This window comes from Streptomyces sp. NPDC003247 (assembly GCF_042888135.1).
In the GTDB taxonomy this organism is placed as follows: domain Bacteria; phylum Actinomycetota; class Actinomycetes; order Streptomycetales; family Streptomycetaceae; genus Streptomyces.
Window position 1 is genome coordinate 105,830 of sequence record NZ_JBIAPF010000012.1, and the last position, 24,190, is coordinate 130,019.

General features: G+C 73.9%; 22 protein-coding genes. 11 read left to right on the plus strand and 11 right to left on the minus strand.

The window, feature by feature from the left end; translation table 11 throughout:
• Nucleotides 1-53: 53 nt before the first annotated feature.
• From ddaH to ACFYWQ_RS33570, 3 genes are all read right to left on the minus strand, one after another.
• Nucleotides 54-830 carry a dimethylargininase gene (gene ddaH / locus ACFYWQ_RS33560; protein WP_389521773.1) on the minus strand — a complete coding sequence of 259 codons (777 nt, stop codon included), beginning with the start codon at nucleotides 828-830 and terminating at the stop codon, nucleotides 54-56.
• A gap of 144 nt (nucleotides 831-974) precedes the next feature.
• Complete coding sequence (locus ACFYWQ_RS33565; protein ID WP_389521775.1) at nucleotides 975-2,597, minus strand: ABC-F family ATP-binding cassette domain-containing protein; 1,623 nt, start codon at nucleotides 2,595-2,597, stop codon at nucleotides 975-977.
• Nucleotides 2,598-3,019: 422 nt separating this feature from the next.
• Entirely contained in the window at nucleotides 3,020-3,433 is a 414-nt protein-coding gene (locus ACFYWQ_RS33570; RefSeq protein WP_389521777.1) for an SsgA family sporulation/cell division regulator, read from the minus strand.
• A 310-nt stretch (nucleotides 3,434-3,743) separates the two neighbouring features.
• On the opposite strand from ACFYWQ_RS33570, the gene ACFYWQ_RS33575 reads away from it, so the two are divergent.
• From ACFYWQ_RS33575 to mmpA, 3 genes are all read left to right on the plus strand, one after another.
• The gene (locus ACFYWQ_RS33575) at nucleotides 3,744-4,070 is read left to right on the plus strand and encodes a plasmid stabilization protein (RefSeq protein ID WP_389521779.1); all 327 of its coding nucleotides are present in this window, start codon (nucleotides 3,744-3,746) and stop codon (nucleotides 4,068-4,070) included.
• Nucleotides 4,071-4,131: 61 nt separating this feature from the next.
• Entirely contained in the window at nucleotides 4,132-4,827 is a 696-nt protein-coding gene (locus ACFYWQ_RS33580) for an endonuclease V (RefSeq protein ID WP_389521781.1), read from the plus strand.
• Between the two features lie 160 nt (nucleotides 4,828-4,987).
• Entirely contained in the window at nucleotides 4,988-5,134 is a 147-nt protein-coding gene (mmpA, locus tag ACFYWQ_RS33585) for a morphogenic membrane protein MmpA (RefSeq protein WP_389521783.1), read from the plus strand.
• A gap of 143 nt (nucleotides 5,135-5,277) precedes the next feature.
• Here the strand turns inward: mmpA and ACFYWQ_RS33590 are convergent, their stop codons facing one another.
• Complete coding sequence (locus ACFYWQ_RS33590; protein ID WP_389521785.1) at nucleotides 5,278-6,456, minus strand: saccharopine dehydrogenase family protein; 1,179 nt, start codon at nucleotides 6,454-6,456, stop codon at nucleotides 5,278-5,280.
• 355 nt (nucleotides 6,457-6,811) lie between these two features.
• On the opposite strand from ACFYWQ_RS33590, the gene ACFYWQ_RS33595 reads away from it, so the two are divergent.
• Genes ACFYWQ_RS33595 through ACFYWQ_RS33605 form a run of 3 tightly spaced genes read left to right on the plus strand, consistent with a single transcriptional unit; the run spans nucleotide 6,812 to nucleotide 11,446 of the window.
• Nucleotides 6,812-7,978 carry a CaiB/BaiF CoA transferase family protein gene (locus ACFYWQ_RS33595; RefSeq protein ID WP_389522027.1) on the plus strand — a complete coding sequence of 389 codons (1,167 nt, stop codon included), beginning with the start codon at nucleotides 6,812-6,814 and terminating at the stop codon, nucleotides 7,976-7,978.
• 35 nt (nucleotides 7,979-8,013) lie between these two features.
• Nucleotides 8,014-9,228 carry an acetyl-CoA C-acetyltransferase gene (locus tag ACFYWQ_RS33600; protein ID WP_389521787.1) on the plus strand — a complete coding sequence of 405 codons (1,215 nt, stop codon included), beginning with the start codon at nucleotides 8,014-8,016 and terminating at the stop codon, nucleotides 9,226-9,228.
• Between the two features lie 40 nt (nucleotides 9,229-9,268).
• A complete protein-coding gene (locus ACFYWQ_RS33605; protein ID WP_389521788.1) occupies nucleotides 9,269-11,446 on the plus strand; it encodes a 3-hydroxyacyl-CoA dehydrogenase NAD-binding domain-containing protein in 2,178 nt (725 codons plus the stop codon).
• A 419-nt stretch (nucleotides 11,447-11,865) separates the two neighbouring features.
• Here ACFYWQ_RS33605 and ACFYWQ_RS33610 read toward each other — a convergent pair whose 3' ends face one another.
• Entirely contained in the window at nucleotides 11,866-12,597 is a 732-nt protein-coding gene (locus ACFYWQ_RS33610; RefSeq protein WP_389521790.1) for a MerR family transcriptional regulator, read from the minus strand.
• 272 nt (nucleotides 12,598-12,869) lie between these two features.
• Here ACFYWQ_RS33610 and ACFYWQ_RS33615 point away from each other — a divergent pair, with 272 nt between their 5' ends.
• From ACFYWQ_RS33615 to ACFYWQ_RS33625, 3 genes are read left to right on the plus strand one after another with little or no spacing between them, the layout of a single operon-like run.
• Nucleotides 12,870-14,336 (plus strand): amino acid permease, encoded by a 1,467-nt coding sequence (locus ACFYWQ_RS33615; RefSeq protein ID WP_389521792.1) that lies wholly within the window; start codon nucleotides 12,870-12,872, stop codon nucleotides 14,334-14,336.
• Between the two features lie 49 nt (nucleotides 14,337-14,385).
• Nucleotides 14,386-14,874 (plus strand): macro domain-containing protein, encoded by a 489-nt coding sequence (locus tag ACFYWQ_RS33620; protein ID WP_389521793.1) that lies wholly within the window; start codon nucleotides 14,386-14,388, stop codon nucleotides 14,872-14,874.
• Complete coding sequence (locus ACFYWQ_RS33625) at nucleotides 14,871-15,791, plus strand: PfkB family carbohydrate kinase (protein WP_389521795.1); 921 nt, start codon at nucleotides 14,871-14,873, stop codon at nucleotides 15,789-15,791. Before ACFYWQ_RS33620 ends, ACFYWQ_RS33625 begins: the two co-directional genes overlap by 4 nt.
• Nucleotides 15,792-16,056: 265 nt before the next feature.
• Here the strand turns inward: ACFYWQ_RS33625 and ACFYWQ_RS33630 are convergent, their stop codons facing one another.
• Nucleotides 16,057-17,043, minus strand: a complete 987-nt coding sequence (locus tag ACFYWQ_RS33630; RefSeq protein ID WP_389521797.1) for an FAD-dependent oxidoreductase — start codon at nucleotides 17,041-17,043, stop codon at nucleotides 16,057-16,059.
• Nucleotides 17,044-17,134: 91 nt separating this feature from the next.
• On the opposite strand from ACFYWQ_RS33630, the gene ACFYWQ_RS33635 reads away from it, so the two are divergent.
• Entirely contained in the window at nucleotides 17,135-18,775 is a 1,641-nt protein-coding gene (locus ACFYWQ_RS33635) for an ABC-F family ATP-binding cassette domain-containing protein (RefSeq protein ID WP_389521799.1), read from the plus strand.
• A 2-nt stretch (nucleotides 18,776-18,777) separates the two neighbouring features.
• Here ACFYWQ_RS33635 and ACFYWQ_RS33640 read toward each other — a convergent pair whose 3' ends face one another.
• The 5 genes from ACFYWQ_RS33640 to ACFYWQ_RS33660 all read right to left on the minus strand — a co-directional run bounded on the left by ACFYWQ_RS33640 (nucleotide 18,778) and on the right by ACFYWQ_RS33660 (nucleotide 23,288).
• On the minus strand, nucleotides 18,778-19,365 hold the full coding sequence (locus ACFYWQ_RS33640) for a DinB family protein (RefSeq protein WP_389521800.1): 588 nt from the start codon (nucleotides 19,363-19,365) through the stop codon (nucleotides 18,778-18,780).
• A gap of 182 nt (nucleotides 19,366-19,547) precedes the next feature.
• Nucleotides 19,548-21,977 carry a Tex family protein gene (locus ACFYWQ_RS33645; RefSeq protein ID WP_389521802.1) on the minus strand — a complete coding sequence of 810 codons (2,430 nt, stop codon included), beginning with the start codon at nucleotides 21,975-21,977 and terminating at the stop codon, nucleotides 19,548-19,550.
• A gap of 108 nt (nucleotides 21,978-22,085) precedes the next feature.
• Nucleotides 22,086-22,286 carry a hypothetical protein gene (locus tag ACFYWQ_RS33650; protein ID WP_389521803.1) on the minus strand — a complete coding sequence of 67 codons (201 nt, stop codon included), beginning with the start codon at nucleotides 22,284-22,286 and terminating at the stop codon, nucleotides 22,086-22,088.
• A 3-nt stretch (nucleotides 22,287-22,289) separates the two neighbouring features.
• On the minus strand, nucleotides 22,290-22,421 hold the full coding sequence (locus ACFYWQ_RS33655) for an LPFR motif small protein (protein ID WP_389521805.1): 132 nt from the start codon (nucleotides 22,419-22,421) through the stop codon (nucleotides 22,290-22,292).
• Between the two features lie 117 nt (nucleotides 22,422-22,538).
• Nucleotides 22,539-23,288: an enoyl-CoA hydratase/isomerase family protein gene (locus ACFYWQ_RS33660; RefSeq protein WP_389521807.1), complete on the minus strand. Its 750-nt coding sequence runs from the start codon at nucleotides 23,286-23,288 to the stop codon at nucleotides 22,539-22,541.
• A gap of 342 nt (nucleotides 23,289-23,630) precedes the next feature.
• Between ACFYWQ_RS33660 and ACFYWQ_RS33665 the strand changes: the two genes are divergently transcribed.
• Nucleotides 23,631-24,176: an ATP-binding protein gene (locus ACFYWQ_RS33665; protein WP_389522029.1), complete on the plus strand. Its 546-nt coding sequence runs from the start codon at nucleotides 23,631-23,633 to the stop codon at nucleotides 24,174-24,176.
• The last annotated feature ends 14 nt before the right edge of the window (nucleotides 24,177-24,190 follow it).

Genomic DNA, 24,190 nt, shown 5'->3' on the forward strand with positions numbered 1-24,190 from the left:
GACGGCCCCGGATCCGCAGGTCCCGGGGCCACCGGGACGATCCCGCCGGCCGGTCAGGCGTACAGCTCCCGCAGGCGCACCGAGAGGCACGTCACACAGCCCTCGAGTTTCTCGAATTCGCTGATGTCGACCACGACGGGCTCGTACCCGAGGTCGGCGAGGAGACCGGCCGTCCGCGGCGCGCTCGCCGCCATCAGCACCTTGGGGCCGCCCAGCAGCACCACGTGGGCGCCGGCCTCCTCGGGCACCGAAAGGAAGCGCGGGAACAGCGACGGCCGGTCCACCTTCGGGATGTGGCCGATCACCGTGCCGTCGGGCAGCGCGGTCACCGCCGACTTCAGGTGCAGCACCTTGCTCACCGGTACGGCCACGACCCGCGCCCCCAGCGGTTCGAAGGCCTCCCGCACCTGCTGGACGCCGGCCGCGTTGGTCCGGCCGCCGCGGCCGACGTAGACCGTGTCGCCGACCTTCAGCACGTCACCGCCGTCCAGGGTGCCCGGCTCCCAGATCCAGTTGACCGAGCAGCCGAGCCGGGCCACGGCCTCCTCGACGCCGGCGGTCTCCGCACGCCGGGACTCCGCGCCGGACCGCGCGATCAGGGCGACGTTCCGGTACATGACGACCGTGTCCTCCACGAACACGGAGTCCGGGCAGTCGTCGGCCGGGTCGACCTCGATGGTCTCCCAGCCGTGCGTCCGCAGGGCCTCGGCGTACGCCTCCCACTGCTCCCCGGCCAGTCCGACGTCGACCGTCTCCCGCTCGACGTGTGTCACCAGGCCTTCGGCGAGGCGCGGGCCGGGGCGGCGGACGAGGGCCTTCTTGCTGGGCACGACCAGATCTTTCGCATCGGTGGGAGGTCAGGGCCGTCCCTGACCGGCGCCCCTGACGCGGCGCCGGTCAGCCATCATGCAGGGCCGGTCCATCGGGACGAAATCCTCGTTACCGGCCTGTGCCCCTCCTGAGACCCCCCGTGTCTACGCGGGATCCGCCAGCTCCTGCGCGGACGTCTCCCGCAGCTCCCCGTCCAGCAGCAGCCAGCGGGTGATGCCGATCGACTCCAGGAACGGCAGGTCGTGACTGGCCACGACCAGCGCCCCCTCGTACGACGCGAGGGCAGTGGTGAGCTGGCGCACGCTCGCCATGTCGAGGTTGTTCGTCGGCTCGTCCAGCATCAGCAGCTGGGGTGCCGGCTCGGCGAGCATCAGGGCGGCCAGGGCGGCCCTGAACCGCTCCCCGCCGGACAGCGTCGCCGCCTTCCGGTCGGCGCGCGCGCCGCGGAACAGGAAGCGGGCCAGCCGGGCGCGGATCCGGTTGCCGGTGGCGTCGGGCGCGAACCGGGCCACGTTCTCGGCGACCGTCAGCTCGCCGTCCAGGACGTCCAGACGCTGCGGCAGGAACCGCAGCGGCACGTGTGTGCCCACCTCGCCCGACACCGGCGCCAGCTCCCCGGCGATGGTCCGCAGCAGCGTGGTCTTGCCCGCCCCGTTGCGCCCGACCAGCGCGACCCGCTCGGGCCCGCGCAGGTCGAGGCCGCCCACCACGCGCGCACCGTACGCCAGGTGCACGTCCCGGAGCGTGAGCACCTCGCGCCCGGGAGGTACGGCCGTGTACGGCAGGTCGACGCGGATCTCGTCGTCGTCGCGTACGGCGTCCACGGCCTCGTCGAGCCGCTCCCTGGCCTCGGCGAGCCTCTCCTCGTGCAGGATGCGGTGCTTGCCCGCGGACTCCTGGGCCGCGCGCTTGCGCGCCCCCATGACGATCTTCGGTTCGCGCTTGCTGTCCGCCATCTTCTGGCCGTACCGCTTGCGGCGGGCCAGTTTGACCTGGGCGTCGGCCAGTTCGCGTCGCTGCTTGCGCAGGTCGGCCTCCGCGACGCGCACCATCCGCTCGGCGGCCTCCTGCTCGGTGGCGAGGGCGTCCTCGTAGGCGGAGAAGGCGCCGCCGAACCAGGTGACCTCGCCGGCGTGCAGGTCGGCGATCTGGTCGACGAGCTCCAGCAGTCCGCGGTCGTGGCTGACCACGACCAGCACGCCCGGCCAGGACGACACGGCCGTGTACAGCCGGCGGCGGGCGTACAGGTCGAGGTTGTTGGTGGGTTCGTCGAGCAGCAGCACGTCCGGGCGGCGCAGCAGCAGCGCGGCCAGCCGCAGCAGCACCGACTCGCCGCCCGACACCTCGCCGATGGTGCGGTCCAGGTCGACGTGGCCGAGTCCGAGCTCGCCGAGGGCGGCCAGGGCGCGCTCCTCGACGTCCCAGTCGTCGCCGACGGTCTCGAAGTGCTCCTCGGACACGTCACCGTCCTCGATGGCGTGCAGCGCGGCCCGCTGCGCGGCGATGCCGAGGGCTTCGTCGACGCGGAGGGAGGTGTCGAGGGTGACGTTCTGCGGGAGGTACCCGACCTCGCCGGCGACGCGGACGGCGCCGTGGGCGGGGGCGAGTTCCCCGGCGATCAGCTTCAACAGGGTGGACTTGCCGGAGCCGTTGGCTCCGACGAGTCCGGTGCGGCCGGGGCCGAAGGCGACGTCGAGTCCCTCGAAGACGGCGGTGCCGTCCGGCCAGGCGAAGGAGAGGGCGGAACAGGTGACGGAAACGGACAAGTGGGCCTCGCGGTTGCGTGTGCGGTCAGGGCAACGCGTATCGAGACACCAGGGGGCGACCACTGCGGGGAGCGGGTTGCGCGGGCAGCGGGCATACAGAAAGCCCTGTTGCGCAAGGACGGCTCGGACGGTCGAGGTCGCACGCGACGCCCACCCCTCTCGCGGGTGTGGCGCGGTGTCTCAGGACCTCAGACGAGCAACGTCCTTCTCCGATCGGCGGCAACAGAAGCGTTCCACACCGTAGGAGGGGGGTGAGAAGGCTGTCAACGCATTAATCACGGCCGACAGAACGCCCCGCACCGCGCCGGTCACACGTCCGCACCGGGCCGGTCACGCGTCCCGCACCGGGTCGGTCACGCGTCCCGCACCGGGTCGGTCACGCGTCCCGCACCGGGTCGGTCACGCGTCCCGCACCGCGCCGGTCACGCGTCCCGCATCAGCTCCGCCAGGCCGTGGTCGAGGTCGAGCTGGAGGTGTTCCCGGCCGGCCGGCACCAGGTCGCGCGTGGCCCGCAGGAAGCGCCGGATCTCCGACGAGTGCACATGGATCACCGCGGTGCCCTCGGGCGCGCGGAACTCCAGGACCGTGCGGTCGTAGCCGTAGGGGCGGACGCGGACGTCGCCGTGTCCCTCGACGTCGTGGAGGCCGGCGGCGAGCAGGTCGCGGGCGAAGGTCCAGCAGACGTCCACGCCCTCCAGGGTGGCCGGGGCCGGGAAGGTCATGCGGACCGCGAAGGGATCGCGTCGGTCGTAGTGCAGCGTGGCGGGGATGTTCGGCATCCGGGGCGCGGCGGCGACCAGGCGGGCCTCGACGGGCTGCTCGATGACGGTGGACAACGCCTTGCTCCCTCGTGACGGCGGGACGAAACTTCCGGGACGGTGGGCCGGACACTGGAAGAGACGCCGGAACCGGCCGATCCGTGCGCACGAAACGAGTGACCTCGGTCACCGCCTTTCATGCACGGGAGTGACCGACTTCTCCTCCCGTGCCCCGCAGGGCGGTTGAGACCCGTGGGGCGGGGCGCGGCGCACGGGACACCCCGGTGGGCGACCGGTGCCGGCGGCGGGGGGAACATCCGCGGACCGGGGCCGGTCGGCGCGCCGTTTCGGGGTACCCGTCGGGAGCAGGCGAAAGGAGTGAGCGCACATGCCACGCGGTTCCAGCCCCAAGCGGGAGCGCCAGTACGAGCACATCAAGAAGAGTGCGCAGGACCGGGGGGAGAGCACCGACCGGGCGAAGGAGATCGCCGCCCGCACGGTGAACAAGGAACGCGCCCGGTCCGGTGAGTCGAAGACCGCCAGCCGCACCTCCACGCAGGACATGTCGTCCGGCAGGCGCGGCGGCCAGCGGTCCGGGAAGGGCTCGCAGGGGCCCACGTACGACCAGCTGTACGAGGAGGCCAAGCGGCGCAACATCCACGGCCGTTCGGACATGAACAAGAGCCAGCTCCAGCGGGCCCTGGGCAAGGACTGAACCGGCCGCCCGGCGGCACGTTCGCGGGCCGGTCCCCGGGAGCCGTACGCTCGTCCTCACCATGACGACCGTACGCATTCCGGCGGGCTGGCCCGCGAACGACGCCGAGGCCCGCGCCGTGCAGGACGAGCTGCGGGCGAGGGTGGTGCTGGACGAGCCGGGCCCCGCCCCCGGCACGGGCCGGGTGACCGGCGTCGACGTCGCCTACGACGACGCGCTCGACGTCGTGGCGGCGGCGGCCGTCGTGCTGGACGCGGCGAGCCTCGACGTCGTGGCCGAGGCCACGGCCGTCGGACGGATCTCCTTCCCGTACGTGCCCGGCCTGCTCGCCTTCCGCGAGCTCCCCACCGTCCTCGCCGCCCTCGACGCCCTGCCCTGCGAGCCGGGCCTGGTCGTCTGCGACGGCTACGGCCTCGCCCACCCCCGCCGCTTCGGCCTCGCCAGCCACCTCGGGGTCCTCACCGGCCTGCCCACGATCGGCGTCGCCAAGAACCCGTTCACCTTCACGTACGACGACCCGGACGCCCCGCGGGGGTCCCTGTCGCCGCTGCTGGCGGGCAGCGAGGAGGTGGGCCGTGCGCTCAGGACCCGCCAGGACGTGAAGCCGGTCTTCGTGTCCGTCGGCCACCGCGTCGGCCTGGACAACGCCTGCGCCCACACCCTCGCGCTCACCCCCCGGTTCCGCCTGCCGGAGACCACCCGCAGGGCGGACGCGCTGTGCCGCCGGGCCCTGAAGGACGCGACGGCACGCGCCTGACCGGCAGGCTCCGGCGGTCGGCCCGCCTGACCCGAGTGCCTGACCCGAGTGCCTGACCCGAGCACCTGCGCTGAGTACCCGCCTGAGTACCCGACTGAGTACCTGCCCTGAGTACCTGTACGGATGTGAGGCCCGGCCGTCGCCCGGCAGGCTGGTCCGCATGACGACGCACCGTGCCCCGAAGCCCCTCGCCGATCCCGACCGGCCCGTCGAACGCGCCGTGAACGCCGTGCTGGTCCTCGCCACCCTGGCGGGGCTGGCCTGGATCGTCGGGATGGTCTACACGCTGGTGGAGTGGCCGGTCTAGGACGGGACGGGTCAGGACTGTTCCAGGGCGGTTCCAGGACGGTTCGAGGACCGTGGGGGACGGCCGGTCCGGGTGCATGCCGGAACCGCCGGTCCGGGAGCGTGCTGGCACCGCCGGTCCAGGAGCGTGCGGCCGAGGTCCGTTCAGCGGCTCGCGGCCACCCGGAAGCGGATGCCCGCCGCGCGCAGCCGTCCGGTCAGCGCGTCGCCCATCGCCACCGCCGGGGTGACCTGGCCGGCCGTCTCCGGGAGGTCGTCGAAGGACAGGGCGAGCGCCGCCTCGGCGAACATCTTCGCCGTCTCGTCGTAGCCCGGGTCGCCGCCCGAGACCTCGGTGCACACCCGCCGGCCGCCGCCCTCGCCTACGAACCGGACGGAGAACCGGCTGCGCGCCCGCTTCTCGGCGCTCGGCCCCTCCCCGGGCTTCAGCCGGTCCGACAGCACGCGCCGCACGGACGGCAGTTGGGCGGCGGCGAACAGCGCCCCGACGGCCGCGGTGCCGCCCACGGCGACCGGCAGCCGCCGTACCGCCGCGTAGTGCCGGTAGCGGAAGTCGGGGCCGTAGCGCTCCAGAGCCTTCGCGGACCGGCGCACGATCTGCGGGTCGATGGTCGGCAGGGGCAGCGCCCACGCGCCGACCTCCGGGGCGAACCGGGGCACCCCCAGCGGTGCCGTGGCCCTGCGGCCCATCAGCCGCGGTTCGTGACGGTGCCGCTCCCGCGCGGCGGCCACCAGGTGCCGGCCGCGGGCGAACTGGCCCAGCGCGGAGGCGAGCGTGCCGCCCGAGAAGGAGGCGTCGACGGACACGTAGCCGTCCACGGTCAGCGGCACGCCCTCGGGCAGGTGCCGGACGGTGAAGTACACGCCCAGGTCGTGCGGGACGGAGTCGAAGCCGCACGCGTGCAGCAGCCGCGCCCCCGTCTCCCGCGCGCGTGCGTCGTACCGGACGTACATGAGGTCCACGAACTCCGGCTCACCCGTCAGGTCGACATAGTCGGCACCGGTGTCCGCGCAGGCCGCCACCAGGTCCTCGCCGTGGCGCACGTACGGGCCGACCGTCGTCGCCACCACGCGCGCGTGCTCGGCGAGGGCGCGCAGCGAGGCCGGGTCCGACACGTCCGCCCGCAGGACCGCGGGCCGCGCGTCGGCGGGGAGCGCGTCGCGCAGCCGCCGCAGCCTCGTGTCGTCGCGGCCCGCGATCGCCCAGCGCAGGTCCGCCGGCGCGTGGGCCGCGAGGTACTCCGCGGTGAGCGTCCCGACGAAGCCCGTGGCCCCGAAGAGCACGATGTCGTACGGACGGTCCGTCCTTCTTAGCCTGCTCATGACACCCCTTGGTCGTGCAGCACGCGCCGCTCTCGGTGGCTGAGGCTAGCGTGAGGTGTGCCGAGCGCGACCCGGGCCTCCCGGCCGGACGGCGGCCGGGTGGACCGGGCCTCCCGGCCGGACGGCGCTGAGCGGAACCCGGCCTCCCGGCCTAGACTGGCCAAGCGCTTGCTCGCCCGTCCCGCGCGTCTTGTGTCCACTGGAACACGTTCCTAGCATCAGTGGTGTTACATCGGTTGTGTCACAGCAAGGGGGCTGGATGACAACGGCAGGCAGAGCGGGAACGACGGGCACGGCCCCCGCGCCCGGTACGGCCCCCGTGCCCGGTACGGCCCCTGTGCCCGGTAAGGCCGGCATGCTCGGTACGGCCGGCACGCCCGGTACGGCCGGCACCGCCGGTCACGGTCCGCTGGCCGGGGTGCGGGTGGTCGAGCTGGCCGGCATCGGGCCCGGCCCCTTCGCGGCCATGCTCCTGGCCGACCTCGGTGCCGACGTCGTCCGCGTGGACCGCCCCGGCGGCCCCGCCCTCGGCATCGACCCGGCGCACGACCTCACCAACCGCGGCAAGCGTTCCGTGATCGTCGACCTCAAGGCCCCGGACGGCCCCGCCCGCGTGCTCGACCTCGCCGCCCGCGCCGACGTGCTGATCGAGGGCAACCGCCCCGGCGTCGCCGAGCGCCTCGGCGTCGGCCCCGACGCCTGCCGCGCCCGCAACCCCCGGCTGGTCTACGGCCGGATGACCGGCTGGGGCCAGGACGGCCCGCTCGCCCACCGCGCCGGCCACGACGTCGCCTACATCGCCCTCACCGGCACCCTCGGCATGATCGGCGCCCCGGACGCGCCCCCGGCCGTCCCCGCCAACCTCCTCGGCGACTACGCCGGCGGCTCCCTCTACCTCGTCGTCGGCGTCCTCGCCGCCCTGCACCACGCGCGCGCGACGGGCACCGGCCAGGTCGTCGACGCCGCCATCGTCGACGGCGCCGCCCACCTCTCCACCATGATCCACGGCATGCTCGCCGCCGGCGGCTGGCAGGACCGCCGCGGGGTCAACCTCCTGGACGGCGGCTGCCCGTACTACGGCACCTACGAGACCGCCGACGGCGGGCACATGGCCGTCGGCGCCCTGGAACCCCGCTTCTACGACGAGTTCGTAGGCCTGCTGGGGCTCGACGGCTTCACCGACGCCCGCACGGACCCGTCCCGCTGGGACGAGCTGCGCAAGGCGGTCGCGGCCCGCTTCTCGTCCCGCACCCGGGACGAGTGGACGGCCGTCTTCGCGGCCTCCGACGCGTGCGTGGCGCCCGTGCTGTCGCTGCGCGAGGCCCCCCACCACCCGCACCTCGCCGCCCGCGCCACCTTCACCGACCACGGCGGCATCACCCAGCCCGCGCCCGCCCCCCGCTTCTCCGCCACCCCCACCGCCGTCCGCGGCGGTCCCGCGCGGCCCGGCGTCGACACGGCCGACGTGGCGCGCGACTGGGACGCACCCCGGCTCCTGACCGACCCCCCGCAGGGCGACTGACCCCGCTCGGCCCACCCACCCCGAAAGGCTTGCCAGTGAGCACCGAAGCGTACGTGTACGACGCGATCCGCACCCCGCGCGGCCGCGGCAAGGCGAACGGCGCCCTGCACGGGACGAAGCCCATCGACCTCGTCGTCGGCCTCATCCACGAGCTGCGCGACCGCTTCCCCGGCCTGGACCCCGCCGCCGTCGACGACATCGTCCTCGGCGTCGTCGGCCCGGTCGGGGACCAGGGCTCCGACATCGCGCGGATCGCCGCGCTCGCGGCCGGCCTCCCGGACACGGTGGCGGGCGTGCAGGAGAACCGCTTCTGCGCGTCGGGCCTGGAGGCCGTCAACCTGGCCGCCGCCAAGATCCGCGCGGGCTGGGAGGACCTCGTCCTCGCCGGCGGTGTGGAGTCGATGTCCCGGGTGCCCATGGCCTCCGACGGCGGCGCCTGGTTCAACGACCCCATGACCAACCTCGCCGTCAACTTCGTGCCGCAGGGCATCGGCGCCGACCTCATCGCCACCATCGAGGGCTTCTCCCGGCGCGACGTCGACGAGTACGCGGCCCTCTCCCAGGAGCGGGCGGCCACGGCCGTCAAGGACGGCCGCTTCGACCGCTCGGTCGTCCCGGTGAAGGACCGCAACGGCCTGGTCGTCCTCGACCACGACGAGCACCCGCGCCCCGGCACCACCGCCGACTCCCTGGCGAAGCTGAAGCCCTCCTTCGCCGACATCGGCGAGCTGGGCGGCTTTGACGCCGTCGCCCTCCAGCAGTACCACTGGGTGGAGCGGATCGACCACGTCCACCACGCCGGCAACTCCTCCGGCATCGTCGACGGCGCCTCGCTCGTCGCCATCGGCTCGAAGGAGATCGGCGAGCGGTACGGGCTCACCCCGCGCGCGCGGATCGTCTCCGCCGCCGTCTCCGGATCCGAACCCACCATCATGCTCACCGGTCCGGCCCCCGCCACCCGCAAGGCCCTCGCCAAGGCAGGCCTGACCATCGACGACATCGACCTCGTCGAGATCAACGAGGCCTTCGCGGCGGTCGTCCTGCGCTTCGCCAAGGACATGGGCCTGTCCCTGGACAAGGTCAACGTCAACGGCGGCGCCATCGCCCTCGGCCACCCCCTCGGCGCCACCGGCGCCATGATCCTCGGCACGCTCGTCGACGAACTGGAGCGCCAGGACAAGCGCTACGGCCTCGCCACGCTGTGCGTGGGCGGCGGCATGGGCGTCGCGACGATCGTCGAGCGCGTCTGACCACCCCGGCGGAACCCCACGACTTCTACGGAGACCTGTCATGACACAGAGCACCACCATCCGCTGGGAACAGGACCGCACCGGCCTCGTCACCCTCGTCCTCGACGACCCCGACCAGTCCGCGAACACCATGAACGCGGCGTTCCGCGCCTCGCTCGCGGCGGTCACCGACCGGCTGGAGGCCGAGAAGGACACCGTCCGGGGCGTCATCATCACCTCCGCGAAGAAGACCTTCTTCGCCGGCGGCGACCTGCGCGACCTGATCCGCGTCACCCCGGAGACCGCCCAGGAGCTGTTCGACGGCGGCCTGGAGATCAAGCGCCACCTGCGCCGCATCGAGACCCTCGGCAAGCCCGTCGTCGCCGCCATCAACGGCGCGGCCCTCGGCGGCGGCTACGAGCTCGCCCTCGCCTGCCACCACCGCGTCGCCCTCGACGCGCCCGGCTCGAAGATCGGCCTGCCCGAGGTCACCCTCGGGCTGCTCCCCGGAGGCGGCGGCGTCGTGCGCACCGTCCGCCTGCTCGGCATCGCCGACGCCCTCCTCAAGGTCCTCCTCCAGGGCACCCAGTACAGCCCGCGCCGCGCCCTGGAGAACGGCCTGGTCCACGAGGTCGCCGCCACCGAGGAGGAGATGCTGGCCAAGGCCCGCGCCTTCGTCGACGCCCACCCCGAGTCGCAGCAGCCCTGGGACAGGCCGGGCTACCGGATCCCGGGCGGCACCCCGTCGAACCCCAAGTTCGCGGCGAACCTGCCCGCCTTCCCCGCCACCCTGCGCAAGCAGACCGGCGGCGCCCCCTACCCGGCCCCGCGCAACATCCTCGCCGCCGCCGTCGAGGGCTCCCAGGTCGACCTGGAGACCGCGCAGGTCATCGAGGCCCGCTACTTCGTGGAGCTGGCCGCCGGGCAGACCTCCAAGAACATGATCCAGGCCTTCTTCTTCGACCTCCAGGCCGTCAACTCCGGCGCCAACCGCCCCCAGGGCGTCGAACCCCGCCAGGTCCGCAGGGTCGCCGTCCTCGGCGCCGGGATGATGGGCGCCGGCATCGCCTACTCCTGCGCCCGCGCGGGCATCGACGTCGTCCTCAAGGACGTCTCCCTGGAAGCCGCCCTCAAGGGCAAGGGCTACTCCGAGAAGCTGTGCGCCAAGGCCGTGTCCCGGGGCCGTACCACCCAGGAGAAGGCGGACGCGCTGCTCGACCGCATCACGCCCACCGCGGACCCGCAGGACCTGGCCGGCTGCGACGCCGTCATCGAGGCGGTGTTCGAGGACACGTCCCTGAAGCAGAAGGTGTTCCAGGAGATCGAGCACATCGTCGCGCCGGACGCCCTGCTGTGCTCCAACACCTCCACCCTGCCCATCACCGTCCTCGCCGAGGGGGTCGAGCGCCAGGGCGACTTCATCGGGCTGCACTTCTTCTCGCCCGTCGACAAGATGCCGCTCGTCGAGATCATCAAGGGCGGGCGCACCGGCGACGTGGCGCTGGCCCGCGCCTTCGACCTGGTCCGGCAGATCAAGAAGACGCCGATCGTGGTCAACGACTCCCGCGGCTTCTTCACCTCGCGGGTGATCGGCCACTTCATCAACGAGGGCGTCGCCATGGTCGGCGAGGGCATCGAGCCCGCCTCCGTCGAACAGGCCGCCGCCCAGGCCGGCTACCCGGCCAAGGTCCTCTCCCTGATGGACGAACTGACGCTCACCCTGCCCCGCAAGATCCGCAACGAGTCCAGGCGGGCCGTCGAGGAGGCGGGCGGCACCTGGCCCGGCCACCCCGCCGAGGCGGTCATCGACCGCATGGTCGACGAGTTCGGCCGCACCGGCCGCAGCGGCGGCGCCGGCTTCTACGAGTACGGGGAGGACGGCCGTCGGACCCGCCTGTGGCCGGGCCTGCGCGACCACTTCACCCGGCAGGGGGCGGAGATTCCCTTCCAGGACATGCAGGAGCGCATGCTCTTCTCCGAGGCCCTCGACACCGTGCGGCTCGTGGAGGAGGGCGTGCTGACCTCGGTCGCCGACGCCAACATCGGCTCCCTCTTCGGCATCGGCTTCCCCGGCTGGACCGGCGGTGTGCTCCAGTACATCAACGGCTACCAGGGCGGCCTGCCCGGCTTCGTGGCCCGCGCGCGGGAACTCGCCGAGCGCTACGGCGACCGCTTCACCCCGCCCGCGCTGCTGGTGCGGAAGGCGGAGGCGGGGGAGACCTTCACGGACGGACGCTGATCCGGACCCACGGGCGGGCGCCCGCCGCCGGGCCCTGCCCGGAGGCGGCGGGCCCGTCCCTCGGAGGCCGTGGGCCGTCCGGAGGCCGCAGGCCCGTCCGCAGGTCGTGGGTCGGTCCGGAGGCCGCAGGCCCGTCCGCAGGTCGTGGGTCGGTCCGCGGTCCGTGGGTCCGTCCGCAGGACGTGGCCTGCCCGGAGGCAGTAGCCCCGTCCGCGATCCGCGCGCCCGCCTACGGCTCGTAGGCCTGCCGGCGACCCGTAGGCATGCCCGCGACCCGTAAGCCTGCCCGCGACCCGTGGGCGGGCCCCCGGACCCGTGGGCGAGCCCCCGGACCCGTGAGGCGGCCCCCCGCCCGTGGGGCAGCCGGCTCATGAATCCGCCGCGGCGGCCCCGGGCCACCCGCCCGGGACGGACAGCCCTCAGGAGGACCCGTCCGCGGGCGGCTCCCCCATCCACTCCCGCAGCTCCTCCGTGAGCGACCGCTGGAACGCCGTCAGCAGGGCCTGGACCACCAGCGGCTGCATGTGCGCCGACAGCGACCGGACCGCGCCCGCGTCGCGCTCCGGCACCTCCTCGCGCAGCAGCCGCGACAGCTCGTGGGCGGCGGTGCGCGCATGCTCCAGCAGGACGGTCCGGGCGGCGAGGATCGCCTCCGGCGACAGGGGGACGTCGAGGAGCCGGACGCCCAGCCGCAGCAGCCCGGCGTCGACGCGGTACGAGCCGCCGTCGGCCCGGTCGCCGGACCCGGCCCCCACCACGCCCATGGCACGGAGCCGGTCCACGTCCGCCTCGCCGAGCGCCCGCCCGGCCCGCCGCTCGAGCTCCTCCCGCGTCACCGTCTCCACGGTGTCCGGCGCCCACGAGGCCACCACCGCCCGGTGGACGGCGAGGTCGTGCGCGTCGAGTCCGGGCGGCAGCCGGTCCAGGTAGCGCTCGATCGCCGCCAGCGTCATGCCCTGCTGCTGGAGCTCCGCGATCAGCGCGAGACGCGCGAGGTGCTCCGGACCGTAGTGGCCCACCCGGCGCGGACCGATCACCGGCGGCGGCAGCAGGCCCTTGGTGCTGTAGAACCGCACCGTGCGCACCGTGACCCCCGCCCGCGCGGCCAGCTCGTCGACCGTGAGGGCCGGCTCCTCGGTCTCGATCGTCATGTGCAGCAGTATCGCTGTCCCACCACTCCTGTGACACCAGCCGGGACCGCCGAGACCGCGGGGAACGCCGGGACAGCGGGGACCGCCGGAACCCCCGCACCCCGTGTGACGGTCGTGTGAGGAGTCACGCTCTGTGACGTGAAGCACCGCATGAGAGGGGTCCCTCCGGGAAGCTGCTTCCTTGGTCTGGGCCCCGACCGGGGAGCCGCGGGCCACGACCGTCAGGACACCCGGGCATACGGCGCCCGGGCGCACCAGAGAGTGGAACACCCGTGAGCAAGGACACCGCGCACACGGCCGACGTCGCCGCCCACCCCCAGGCGACCACGACACCCGCGGACGCGGGCGACGCCGGCTACAGCAAGGACCTCAAGCACCGCCACGTCAACATGATCGCCATCGGCGGCGCGATCGGCACCGGCCTCTTCCTGGGCGCCGGCGGACGCCTCCACACCGCCGGCCCGGCGCTCGCCCTGGCCTACCTCGTCTGCGGCGTCTTCGCCTTCTTCGTCGTCCGCGCCCTCGGCGAGCTGGTCCTGTACCGGCCGTCGTCCGGTTCCTTCGTGTCGTACGCGCGCGAGTTCCTCGGCGAGAAGGGCGCCTACGTCGCCGGCTGGATGTACTTCCTGAACTGGTCGACCACCGGTATCGCCGACATCACCGCGATCGCGTTGTACACCCACTACTGGAGCATGTTCACGAGCATCCCCCAGTGGGTGCTGGCGCTCGTCGCGCTCGCCGTGGTCCTCGCGGTGAACCTCATCTCGGTGAAGATCTTCGGCGAGATGGAGTTCTGGTTCGCGATCGTCAAGGTCGCCACTCTGGTCGCCTTCATGTGCGTCGGCGTCTTCCTGCTCGCCACCGGGCACGAGGTGGACGGCCGGACGCCCGGCCCGAGCATGATCACGGACCACGGCGGCGTCCTCCCGCACGGCCTGCTGCCCGTCGTCCTCGTCATGCAGGGCGTGATCTTCGCGTACGCCGCCCTGGAACTGGTCGGCGTCGCCGCGGGCGAGACCGCCGAGCCGGAGAAGGTCGTCCCGCGCGCGGTGAACTCCATCATGTGGCGCGTCGGCCTCTTCTACGTCGGTTCCGTCGTCCTGCTCGCCCTGCTGCTGCCCGGCTCGGTCTACTCGGCCGACGAGAGCCCCTTCGTCACCGTCCTGTCGAAGATCGGCGTCTCCGGCGCGGGCGACGTCATGAACCTGGTCGTCCTCACCGCCGCCATGTCGTCCCTGAACTCCGGCCTGTACTCCACCGGCCGCATCCTGCGCTCCATGGCCATGTCCGGCTCGGCCCCGAGCTTCACCGCCCGGATGAACCGCAGCCAGGTCCCCTACGGCGGCATCCTGCTCACCTGCGCGGTCTGCGTCCTCGGCGTCGGCCTGAACTTCCTCGTGCCCGAGCAGGCCTTCGAGATCGTGCTGAACGTCGCCTCCCTCGGCATCATCAGCACCTGGGTGATCATCATGATCTGCCACCTGGTCTTCGTCCGCCGCGCCAGGGCCGGTCTCGTGGCCCGCCCCTCCTTCCGCCTCCCCATGAGCCCGGTCACCGAGATCGTCACGATCGCCTTCCTGATCGCCGTCCTCGGCCTGATGTGGAGCGACCCCGAGGTCGGCCGCAAGACCCTGCTGCTCGTCCCGGTCGTCGCGGCCGCCCTGGTCGGCGGCTGGTTCGCGGTCCGCCGCCGGGTGGCGCGAACGGCCGACGAGGAACTGTCGCGGCTCACGCCGTAGCCGGGGAAGGGGCCGGGCCACTGTCAGTGGCATCGCCTACGGTGGCGTCATGTCGGAGATCACGTATGTCCGGGGGGACGCCACCGTGCCGTCGGTGAAGGGCGTCAAGGTGATCGCCCATGTCTGCAACGACATCGGGGGCTGGGGGAAGGGCTTCGTCCTCGCGCTGTCGCGCCGCTGGCCCGAGCCCGAGAAGGCCTACCGCGCCTGGCACCGGGACCGCGCGTCGAACGACTTCGGGCTGGGCGCCGTCCAGTGCGTCCAGGTCGAGCCGTACGTGTGGGTGGCCAACATGATCGGCCAGCGCGGGACCAGGACGGGCAGCAAGGGCGTCCCCGTGCGGTACGAGGCCATCGACGCGGCACTGGCACGGCTGGCCGGCCGGGCGGTGGAGCTCGGTGCCTCCGTCCACATGCCGCGGATAGGGTGTGGCCTGGCCGGCGGCACGTGGTCCCGCGTCGAACCGCTGATCACCGAGCGGTTGGTCGGGCGGGGGATCGCGGTCACGGTCTACGACCAAGGGGAGGGCCAGAGTTGAGCCGTGACACCGACGTCCTCGTACTGGGCGGCGCGGGCGTGGACACCATCGTGTACGTCCCGGAGCTGCCGCTCCCGTACGCCGACAGCTACATGATCGACAGCGGGGTACGCACCCGAGCGGGCCAGACCGGGGACTTCGTCGCCATGGGCCTGAGCGCCCTCGGTCTGCGCACCCACCACCTCGACTTCCTCGGCGACGACCCCGAGGGGGACCTGGTCCGCGCCCTGCACCGCGACCGGGGCATCGGCCTCACCGCGGTCCCGCAGCCCGCCGGCACCAAGCGCGCGGTGAACCTGGTCGGCCCGGACGGCCGGCGGCTGTCCCTGTACGACACCAGCCGCTCGCTCCCCGACGACCGGTTCCCCGAGGACACGCTGAGGGCCCTGGCCGCGAGGAGCCGCCACGCCCACGTCTCGATCACCCAGCCCTGCGCCCTCGCCCTGCCGGTGCTGCGCGAGGCGGGCGTCGGCATCTCCACCGACCTGCACAACTGGGACGGGGAGAACCCGTACCACGCGTCGTTCGCGTACGAGGCCGACGTCGTCTTCCTCTCCGCGGCCGAACTGACCGACCCCGAGCGGACCATGCGCCGCGTCGCCGAACGCGGGCGGGCCGAGGTGGTCGTCGCCACCGCGGGCGCGCACGGCGCGTACCTTTTGACCGACGGCGAGCTGACCCGCATACCGGCGGTGCCGCCCCCCGCGCCCGTGGTGGACTCCAACGGCGCCGGCGACGCCTTCGCGGCCGCCTTCCTCTTCGGCCGCCTCACCGGCGAGCCGCCCCTGACCTGCGCCCTGTTCGGCGCGGTGGCCGGCGCCCACGCCTGCACCGTGCCGTCGACGCGGACGGACGCGATCGACCGCGACGAACTCCTGACCCGCTCGGCCGTCGCCCAGGCCGCCGAACCGCGCTAGGAGGCCCTCGGCCACCGCCTCCGCGCGCGGTGTACCGAGGCCGATGGCCCAGGTCGGGGAGATCAAGGACCGGCTCGACCGCCGTACCGATGCCGGAGCACCGGTCCGACCGGTCCGGGCCTGTGCCCCCGATCTGGCGCCCGCGCCGCCGCCGGAGCCCTGGCACCGTCCGGGCCCCGCTGCCGCTCGGCCCCCAACGCCGCCCCGGCCCCGACGGCACGCTCCGACCCGACGCCGACCCGCCCCGCCCCGGCGTGCCGGGACGCTACAGCCCCTGGAGCCGGGCCCCGGTCGGGCCGGCCGGGAACGCCAGCCCGGCCGCCTCCTCCGCGCACCCCCACGCCACGGTCACCCCGCCGCCGCCGTGCCCGTAGTGGTGCACCACGGACCGCCCGTCCGGCAGCACCTCCCGCTCCAGCCGCACCGCGGGCCGCACGGGCCGCAGCCCCACCCGGTGCTCCAGGACCCGCGCCCCCGCGACCTCCGGGCGGAAGGAGGCGCACCGCCGCACGATCGCCGCGGCCACCGCCGGGTCCGGATCCGGCGACCAGTCGTCGTCCTCCGCGGTGCCGCCCAGCAGCAGCCGCCCCGGCTGCGGGAAGAGGTACGCCAGTTCACCGTCCGGGCCGGTGGACACCAGCCAGGTGCGGATCCCGGGGTTCTCCACGACGACCAGCTGCCCCCGCTGCGGCCGTACCGAGCCGTCCGCGGCCAGATCACGGGCGCCCAGGCCCGTGCAGTTGACGACGACCGGCGCGTCGGCCTCCGCCAGATCGCCCACGGCGCGTTCCTCGACCGTGCCGCCCGCGCGCAGCAACCGCTCCCGCAGCCACGGCAGATGGACCGCCATGTCGATCAGCGGCAGCCGCGCCCACAGACCCCTCCCGGCGGGGTACTCCCGGGCGGTCGCCGGACGCAGCCCGGTCAGCCGGCCGGCCGTCCAGGCCGCGACGGCGTCCGGCTCCGCTCCGCCCATGACCCCCTCGACCAGACGCACCCCGGTGTCCTCGGGCCGCCCGGCCAGTCGCTCGTACACCTCCAGCGAGCGCAGCGCCCACACCCGCGCCGACGCCACCGGCCCGATGTGGTACGGCCACCACAGCGCGCCCGCGACGGCCGAGGTGGTCCGCTCGGCCGGCTCCCGCGTCCACATCCGCACCCGGCGGCCCCGCTCGGCGAGGACCACCGCCGTCACCAGCCCGACGACCCCGCCGCCGACCACGATCACATCGTCGTTCCCGCGCGTGCCCACGCCCTGACGGTAGCCCGTCGGCGCGCCCACCGGCCACGGGGCGCGACCCCCGCGCCCCGGGCGCCGCGCGCCCACTAGGATCTACCGTCTGATGACTGCCACCCTCGTCGCCAAGAACCTCGCCGCCGGCCACGGCGACCGCTCCCTCTTCTCCGGGCTCGACCTCGTCGTCGCCCCCGGTGACGTGATCGGGCTGGTCGGAGCCAACGGCGCGGGCAAGTCCACCCTGCTGAAGCTCCTGGCCGGCCTCACCGCGCCGGAGGAGGGCGAGCTCCGGCTCTCCCCGCCGGCCGCGACCGTCGGCCACCTGCCCCAGGAGCCGGAGCGCCGCCCCGGCGAGAGCGTGCGGGAGTTCCTCGCCCGCCGCACCGGAGTCGCCGAGGCGCAGCGCGCGATGGACGAGGCCACCCAGGGCCTGGTCGACGGCGCTCCCGGCGCCGACGACGCCTACGCGGCGAGCCTGGAGCGCTGGCTCGGCCTCGGCGGCGCCGACCTCGACGAACGCGCGGAGGACGTCGCCGACTCCCTCGGCCTCGGCGTGGACCTCGGCCAGCCGATGACGTCCCTGTCCGGCGGCCAGGCCGCCCGCGCGGGCCTCGCCTCCCTCCTCCTGTCCCGCTACGACGTCTTCCTCCTCGACGAGCCCACCAACGACCTCGACCTCGACGGCCTGGAGCGCCTCGAACGCTTCGTGACCGGCCTGCGCGCCGGCACCGTCGTCGTCAGCCACGACCGCGAGTTCCTCGCCCGCACCGTCACCAAGGTCCTCGAACTCGACCTCGCCCAGCGGCAGATCAACCTCTACGGCGGCGGCTACGAGGCCTACCTGGAGGAGCGGGACACGGCCCGCCGGCACGCCCGCGAGGACTACGAGGAGTACGCCGACAAGAAGGCCGCCCTGCACGAGCGCGCGCAGACGCAGCGCTCCTGGATGGACAAGGGCGTGAAGAACGCGCGCCGCAAGGCGGGCAACGACAACGACAAGATCGGCCGCAAGTTCCGCAGCGAGGCCAGCGAGAAGCAGGCCGCGAAGGCCCGCCAGACCCAGCGCATGATCGAACGCCTGGAGGTCGTCGAGGAGCCCCGCAAGGAGTGGGAGCTGCGCATGGAGATCGCGGCCGCCCCGCGCTCCGGCGCGCTCGTCGCCACCCTCCGGGACGCCGAGGTACGGCGCGACACCTTCACCTTCGGCCCGGTGACCCTCCAGATCGACTGGGCCGACCGGGTCGCGGTCACCGGCGCGAACGGCGCGGGCAAGTCGACCCTGCTCGCCGCGCTGCTGGGCCGCATCCCGCTGGACGCCGGCCACGCGGCCCTCGGCTCGGGCGTCCTGGTCGGCGAGGTCGACCAGGCGCGCGGGCTGTTCCACGGCCCCGAGGCCCTGCTCGACGCCTTCTCCGCCGCCGTACCGGACACCGAACCGGCCGACGTGCGCACCCTCCTGGCCAAGTTCGGTCTGAAGGCGGACCATGTGCTGCGTCCGGCGGCGACCCTCTCACCGGGCGAACGCACCCGCGCCGCCCTCGCGCTGCTCCAGGGACGCGGCGTCAACCTGCTCGTCCTCGACGAGCCGACCAACCACCTCGACCTCCCGGCGATCGAGCAGCTGGAGTCCGCCCTGGACGCCTACGAGGGGACCCTGCTGCTGGTCACCCACGACCGGCGCATGCTGGACGCGGTCCACGTCACCCGCCGCCTGGAGGTCGCGGACGGCAAGGTGACCGAACGGTAGCCTCACCCGGTGCGGCCCGCCTCCCGGGCCGCCCGTTCCACCCGCTCGCGGTGCGCCGTCCACCACGCCGGGTCGCCGTCGGGCGTGTTGGCGCCGCCCGGGCGCTGTCCCGTCGCTCCGTCGACCAGCTCCCGGACGACGTCGGCGTGCCCGGCGTGCCGGTGCGTCTCACCGATCATGTGGGCGAGGATCCGATGCAGGGTCACCTCGCCGCCCTTGCCTCCCGGGATCCGGCCGACCGCGTCCCACGGCAGCGCCGCGACCGTCTCGTCCGCGTGCGCGCAGGCCCGCCGGTACAGTCCGACGATCTCCTCGCGCGTCTCGTCGGCCCGCGCCCACAGGTCGGCGTTCGGCTCCGCGTCCCCGGTGATCCACAGCGGCGTCCCCGCGAACGGCCGCCCGAACACCGCCCCGAAGTACAGTGCCTCCGCCCCGGCCAGGTGCTTGACCAGCCCCAGCAGATTCGTGCCGGTCGGCGTCATGGGCCGGCGCACCTCGTACTCCGACAGCCCGTCGAGCTTCCACACCAGCACGTCGCGGGCGTCCTGGAGGCACCGGAGGAGGTCCGCCTTGGGGTCGAAAGCGTTCATCCCGCCAGTGTGTCGGTACGACGATCACCGGCAACCGGATTTTCCCCGCCCCGAGCGGGCGTCCCGCCGGCCCCGGACGGTCGGCGGCGTCCCGTCCTCGTCGGACCCGGTGTCCTCGCGGACGCGGACGGTACGAGCGGGGGCCGGGCCACGGGCGGTGCCGCCGGGCCCGGCCCCCTCGCTCAGCTCCGGCCCTTCTTGGGGTCGACCAGCCCGGCCCGGCGCAGTGCGTCGGCCATCGCGCTGTTCGCCGGCGCCGGAGCCTGCCGGGCACCGCCCCCGCGCTGACCGCCGCCCGCGCCCCGCTGACCGCCGCCCGCGCCCCGCTGACCGCCGCCGCGCTGGCCGGACTGCTGCCGCTGCTGCGGCGGGCGCCCGCCCCCGCGCTGCGGCCGGCCCTCGCCCGGGGCGCCCTGGGGGGCCGCCTCGTCGTCGAGCCTGAGCGTCAGTGAGATCCGCTTGCGCGGGATGTCGACGTCGAGGACCTTCACCTTGACGATGTCCCCGGGCTTGACCACGTCCCGCGGGTCCTTGACGAACGTCCTGGACATCGCGGAGACGTGCACCAGGCCGTCCTGGTGGACACCGACGTCGACGAACGCGCCGAAGGCGGCCACGTTCGTCACCACGCCCTCCAGGACCATGCCGGAGGACAGGTCGGAGATCTTCTCCACGCCCTCCTTGAAGGTGGCCGTCCGGAAGGCGGGCCGCGGGTCGCGCCCGGGCTTCTCCAACTCCTTGAGGATGTCGGTGACGGTCGGCAGACCGAAGGTGTCGTCCACGAAGTCGTCCGGCCTGAGCGACCGCAGCACCGACGTGTTGCCGACGAGGGCGGCCACCTCCTGCCCGCTCGTCTTCACCATCCGCCGGACCACCGGGTACGCCTCGGGGTGCACGCTGGAGGCGTCCAGCGGGTCCTCGCCGCCGCGGATCCGCAGGAAGCCCGCGCACTGCTCGTACGCCTTGGGCCCGAGCCGCGCCACCTTCTTCAGGTCCTTGCGGGAGGTGAACGGGCCGTTGGCGTCGCGGTGCGCCACGATGTTCTCGGCGAGGCCGGAGGTGATGCCGGAGACCCGGGCGAGCAGCGGGGCGGACGCGGTGTTCACGTCGACACCGACGCCGTTCACACAGTCCTCCACCACCGCGTCCAGCGAGCGCGACAGCTTCACCTCGGACAGGTCGTGCTGGTACTGGCCGACCCCGATGGACTTCGGGTCGATCTTCACCAGCTCGGCCAGCGGGTCCTGGAGCCGGCGGGCGATCGACACGGCGCCGCGCAGCGACACGTCCATGTCGGGCAGCTCCTGCGAGGCGAACGCCGAGGCCGAGTAGACCGAGGCGCCCGCCTCGGACACCATCACCTTGGTGAGCTCCAGCTCCGGGTGCCGGGCGATGAGGTCACCGGCGAGCTTGTCGGTCTCACGGGACGCCGTGCCGTTGCCGATCGCGACCAGCTCGACGGCGTGCTCCTTCGCCAGCCGGGCCAGCTTGGCGATCGCCTCGTCCCACCGGTTCGCCGGGACGTGCGGGTGGATGACGTCGGTGGCGACGACCTTGCCGGTCGCGTCCACCACGGCCACCTTCACGCCCGTGCGGAAGCCGGGGTCCAGGCCGAGCGTCGCGCGCGTGCCCGCGGGGGCGGCGAGCAGCAGGTCCCGCAGGTTCGCCGCGAACACGTCGACGGCCTCGTCCTCGGCGGCCGTCCGCAGCCTGAGCCGCAGGTCGATCCCCAGGTGCACCAGGAGCCGGGTGCGCCAGGCCCAGCGGACGGTGTCGGTCAGCCACTTGTCGCCGGGGCGGCCCCGGTCGGCGATGCCGAACCGGTGGGCGACGATCCCCTCGTACGACGAGGGCCCGTCCGTCGGCTCCTCCGGCTCCAGGACGAGGTCGAGCACCTCTTCCTTCTCACCGCGCAGCATCGCCAGGACGCGGTGCGAGGGCAGCTCGGTGAACGGCTCGGCGAAGTCGAAGTAGTCGGCGAACTTGGCGCCCGCCTCCTCCTTGCCGTCCCGCACCTTCGCGGCGAGGCGCCCGCGCACCCACATGCGTTCGCGCAGCTCGCCGACCAGGTCGGCGTCCTCCGAGAACCGCTCGGTGAGGATCGCCCGTGCCCCGTCCAGCGCGGCCTGCGGATCGGCGACGCCCTTGTCGGCGTCCACGAAGGCGGACGCCGCGGCGAGCGGCTCGACGCCCGGGTCGCCGAGCAGCCCCGTGGCCAGCGGCTCCAGCCCGGCCTCCCGCGCGATCTGCGCCTTCGTGCGCCGCTTGGGCTTGTAGGGCAGGTAGATGTCCTCCAGCCGGGCCTTGGTCTCGGCGCCGCGGATCCGCGCCTCCAGTTCGCCGGTGAGCTTGCCCTGCTCGCGCACGGAGTCCAGGATCGCCGCCCGGCGCTCCTCCAGCTCCCGCAGATAGCGCAGCCGCTCCTCGATCGTGCGCAGCTGCGCGTCGTCGAGCATCTCGGTCGCTTCCTTGCGGTAGCGGGCGATGAAAGGCACCGTCGAACCGCCGTCGAGCAGTTCCACGGCGGCCTTCACCTGCCGCTCCCGTACGCCGAGCTCCTCGGCGATCCTGCCTTCGATGGACCCTACTTCGATGGACCCGGGTGTCGTCACGATCCCGTACCGCCTTCTCCACTGAGGTTGCGCGGCAATTGTGGCAGGCGGCGCCGACAATCGGGGATCAGGGCGGACTCCCGGCGGGCCGGGCGGGCGGCAGCGCCCTCACGCGTCCGGAAACGCGTCCGGAAACGCGTCCGGAAACGCGTCCGGGAACGCGTCCGGGAACGCGTCCGGGAACGCGTCCGGGAACGCGTCCGGGAACGCCTCCGGGAACGCCTCCGGGAACGCGTCCGGGAACGCCTCCGGGAACGCCTCCGGGCCGCCGGGGAGCGGCTCCGCCCCCGGCGGCCCGGAGGGCCCCACGGCTCAGGCCCTGCCGTGCCGCGTGGAGGCGGAGGCGTGCCCGAAGAGCCGGGCCACGGCCCGGAAGGGCAGGGTCACCACGGTGGCGACGGCGCCACCGATCTGCCGCAGCACGTCTGCGATCGCACGGAACACGTGAGTCTCCTCTCCTCTCCCGGCCGCTCCGGCCGGGAGGGAACGGGTACCTCCACGGCGCCCGGACATGCCCGTCCGTCGTCGGCGGGCGGTGGGAAGGCCCCGCCGGAGCGCGTCTCACCCCGACGAGGTCCAGGTGAAGCGCGGCTCCCTGCGCTCCAGGAACGCGGCGACGCCCTCCGCGGTCTCGCCCTCGGCGCGGGCCAGCGCGGCCCAGTGGGCGTCGCGGTCCGCGTGGCCGTTCGCGAACTCCTTCGCGGCGGCCTGCGTCAACTGCGAGCGGGACGCCAGCACCCGCGTGAACCCGGCCACGCGCTCGTCGAGCGATCCGGCCGGCAGCACCTCGTCCACCAGCCCGGTGCGCAGGGCCCGTTCCGCGTCGATCAGTTCCCCCGAGAACAGCAGGTACTTGGCGGTGGCCGGACCGACCAGCGCGACCAGCCGCCGGGTCGCGGAGGACGGGTAGACGATCCCGAGCTTCGCCGGCGTCACCCCGAACAGCGCCCCCTCCTCGGCGAACCGCAGGTCGCACGCGGCCGCGAGCTGCGTGCCGCCGCCCACGCAGTGGCCCTTCACGGCCGCCAGCGTCGGTTTCGGGAAGGCGGCGAGGGCCTCCTCGGCGCGCACCGCCAGTCCCTGCGCCTCGTCGGGCGACCCCTGGAGCGTGGAGATGTCGGCTCCGGCGCAGAAGGTGCCGCCCGCGCCGGTCAGCACGAGCGCCCGCACGCCCGGGTCGGCGGCGAGCCCGTCCAGCAACGGGGGAAGCGCCCGCCACATCGCGGCCGTCATGGCGTTGCGCTTGGCGGGGTGGTGCAGGACGACGGTGGCGACCGCGTCGGTGACGCCGTACAGCAGCTCGGGCTCCATGTGCCGGATGCTAACGGCCCGTTCGCGCACCCGGCCGACCGCGTCCGGCCGACCGACCCGGCCGACCGCGTCCGGGTGAGCGTCGCCGCATCGCGGGCAGAGGAAATCACCGCGGCACGGGGTACGAAAAGGGGCGAGCGCCCCGGTAAACCCGTACAACCTGAATAGTGCACGAAGGTGGTGTGTACCGGACAGAACTCGACAAGATGCAGAAAATCGCGGGCGGGAAACGCCGAGAACGCTCGATAAGTGCTGACTTCTGTTCAGTCATCCGGCGCCCCGGGTCGGGTTACCAAACTCGGGGGCGTGGCGACAATCGAGCGCAAGGGTGGCGACCGGACGATGGACGACCGCGGGCGCGGGCCCGGCCCTCGCCCACAGGGCGACGCAGGCGCACCTCTCGGACCCCGTGGGACGGACGTGCCGCGACCGCTGCCGTACGAGGGGGTCTGGCGGTTCACCGCCGCCCCCGTCGAGGTCTCGGTCCCGCAGGCGCGGCACGCCGTGCGGGACCTGCTGCTGCGTCAAGGGGTGCCGGTCACGGACGACCTCACCGAGGGGCTCCTGCTGATCGTCTCGGAACTGGTGACCAACGCCGTCAGGCACGCGGCGCTGCTGTCGCCGGTGCTCGCGGTGGAGGTGGCCGTCGGCGCCGAGTGGGTGCGGGTGTCCGTGGAGGACGACCACCCCTACCGCCCCACCGCCCTGGAGGCCGACCACGCCCGGACCGGCGGCCGGGGGCTGCTCCTGGTGCGGGAGATCACCCGGGAGGCCGGCGGGGTGTGCGACGTCGAGCACACGGCGAGCGGCGGCAAGGTCGTCTGGGCCGCCCTGCCGCTCAAGCCCCCGGACGCCCTGGAAGGGGTGATCCTTCCCGCCGGGGAGTGATCCGGACGCCCCGG

Excerpts from the sequence above, each read along its gene's own strand:
- ACFYWQ_RS33595 (WP_389522027.1), top strand. The coding sequence starts at position 6,812 with ATGCTCGGTACGGCCGGCACGCCCGGTACGGCCGGCACCGCCGGTCAC.
- ACFYWQ_RS33575 (WP_389521779.1), top strand. The coding sequence starts at position 3,744 with ATGCCACGCGGTTCCAGCCCCAAGCGGGAGCGCCAGTACGAGCACATC.
- ACFYWQ_RS33665 (WP_389522029.1), top strand. The coding sequence starts at position 23,631 with ATGGACGACCGCGGGCGCGGGCCCGGCCCTCGCCCACAGGGCGACGCA.
- ACFYWQ_RS33610 (WP_389521790.1), bottom strand. The coding sequence starts at position 12,597 with ATGACGATCGAGACCGAGGAGCCGGCCCTCACGGTCGACGAGCTGGCC.
- mmpA (WP_389521783.1), top strand. The coding sequence starts at position 4,988 with ATGACGACGCACCGTGCCCCGAAGCCCCTCGCCGATCCCGACCGGCCC.
- ACFYWQ_RS33635 (WP_389521799.1), top strand. The coding sequence starts at position 17,135 with ATGACTGCCACCCTCGTCGCCAAGAACCTCGCCGCCGGCCACGGCGAC.
- ACFYWQ_RS33660 (WP_389521807.1), bottom strand. The coding sequence starts at position 23,288 with ATGGAGCCCGAGCTGCTGTACGGCGTCACCGACGCGGTCGCCACCGTC.
- ACFYWQ_RS33590 (WP_389521785.1), bottom strand. The coding sequence starts at position 6,456 with ATGAGCAGGCTAAGAAGGACGGACCGTCCGTACGACATCGTGCTCTTC.
- ACFYWQ_RS33640 (WP_389521800.1), bottom strand. The coding sequence starts at position 19,365 with ATGAACGCTTTCGACCCCAAGGCGGACCTCCTCCGGTGCCTCCAGGAC.
- ACFYWQ_RS33605 (WP_389521788.1), top strand. The coding sequence starts at position 9,269 with ATGACACAGAGCACCACCATCCGCTGGGAACAGGACCGCACCGGCCTC.
- ACFYWQ_RS33620 (WP_389521793.1), top strand. The coding sequence starts at position 14,386 with ATGTCGGAGATCACGTATGTCCGGGGGGACGCCACCGTGCCGTCGGTG.
- ACFYWQ_RS33580 (WP_389521781.1), top strand. The coding sequence starts at position 4,132 with ATGACGACCGTACGCATTCCGGCGGGCTGGCCCGCGAACGACGCCGAG.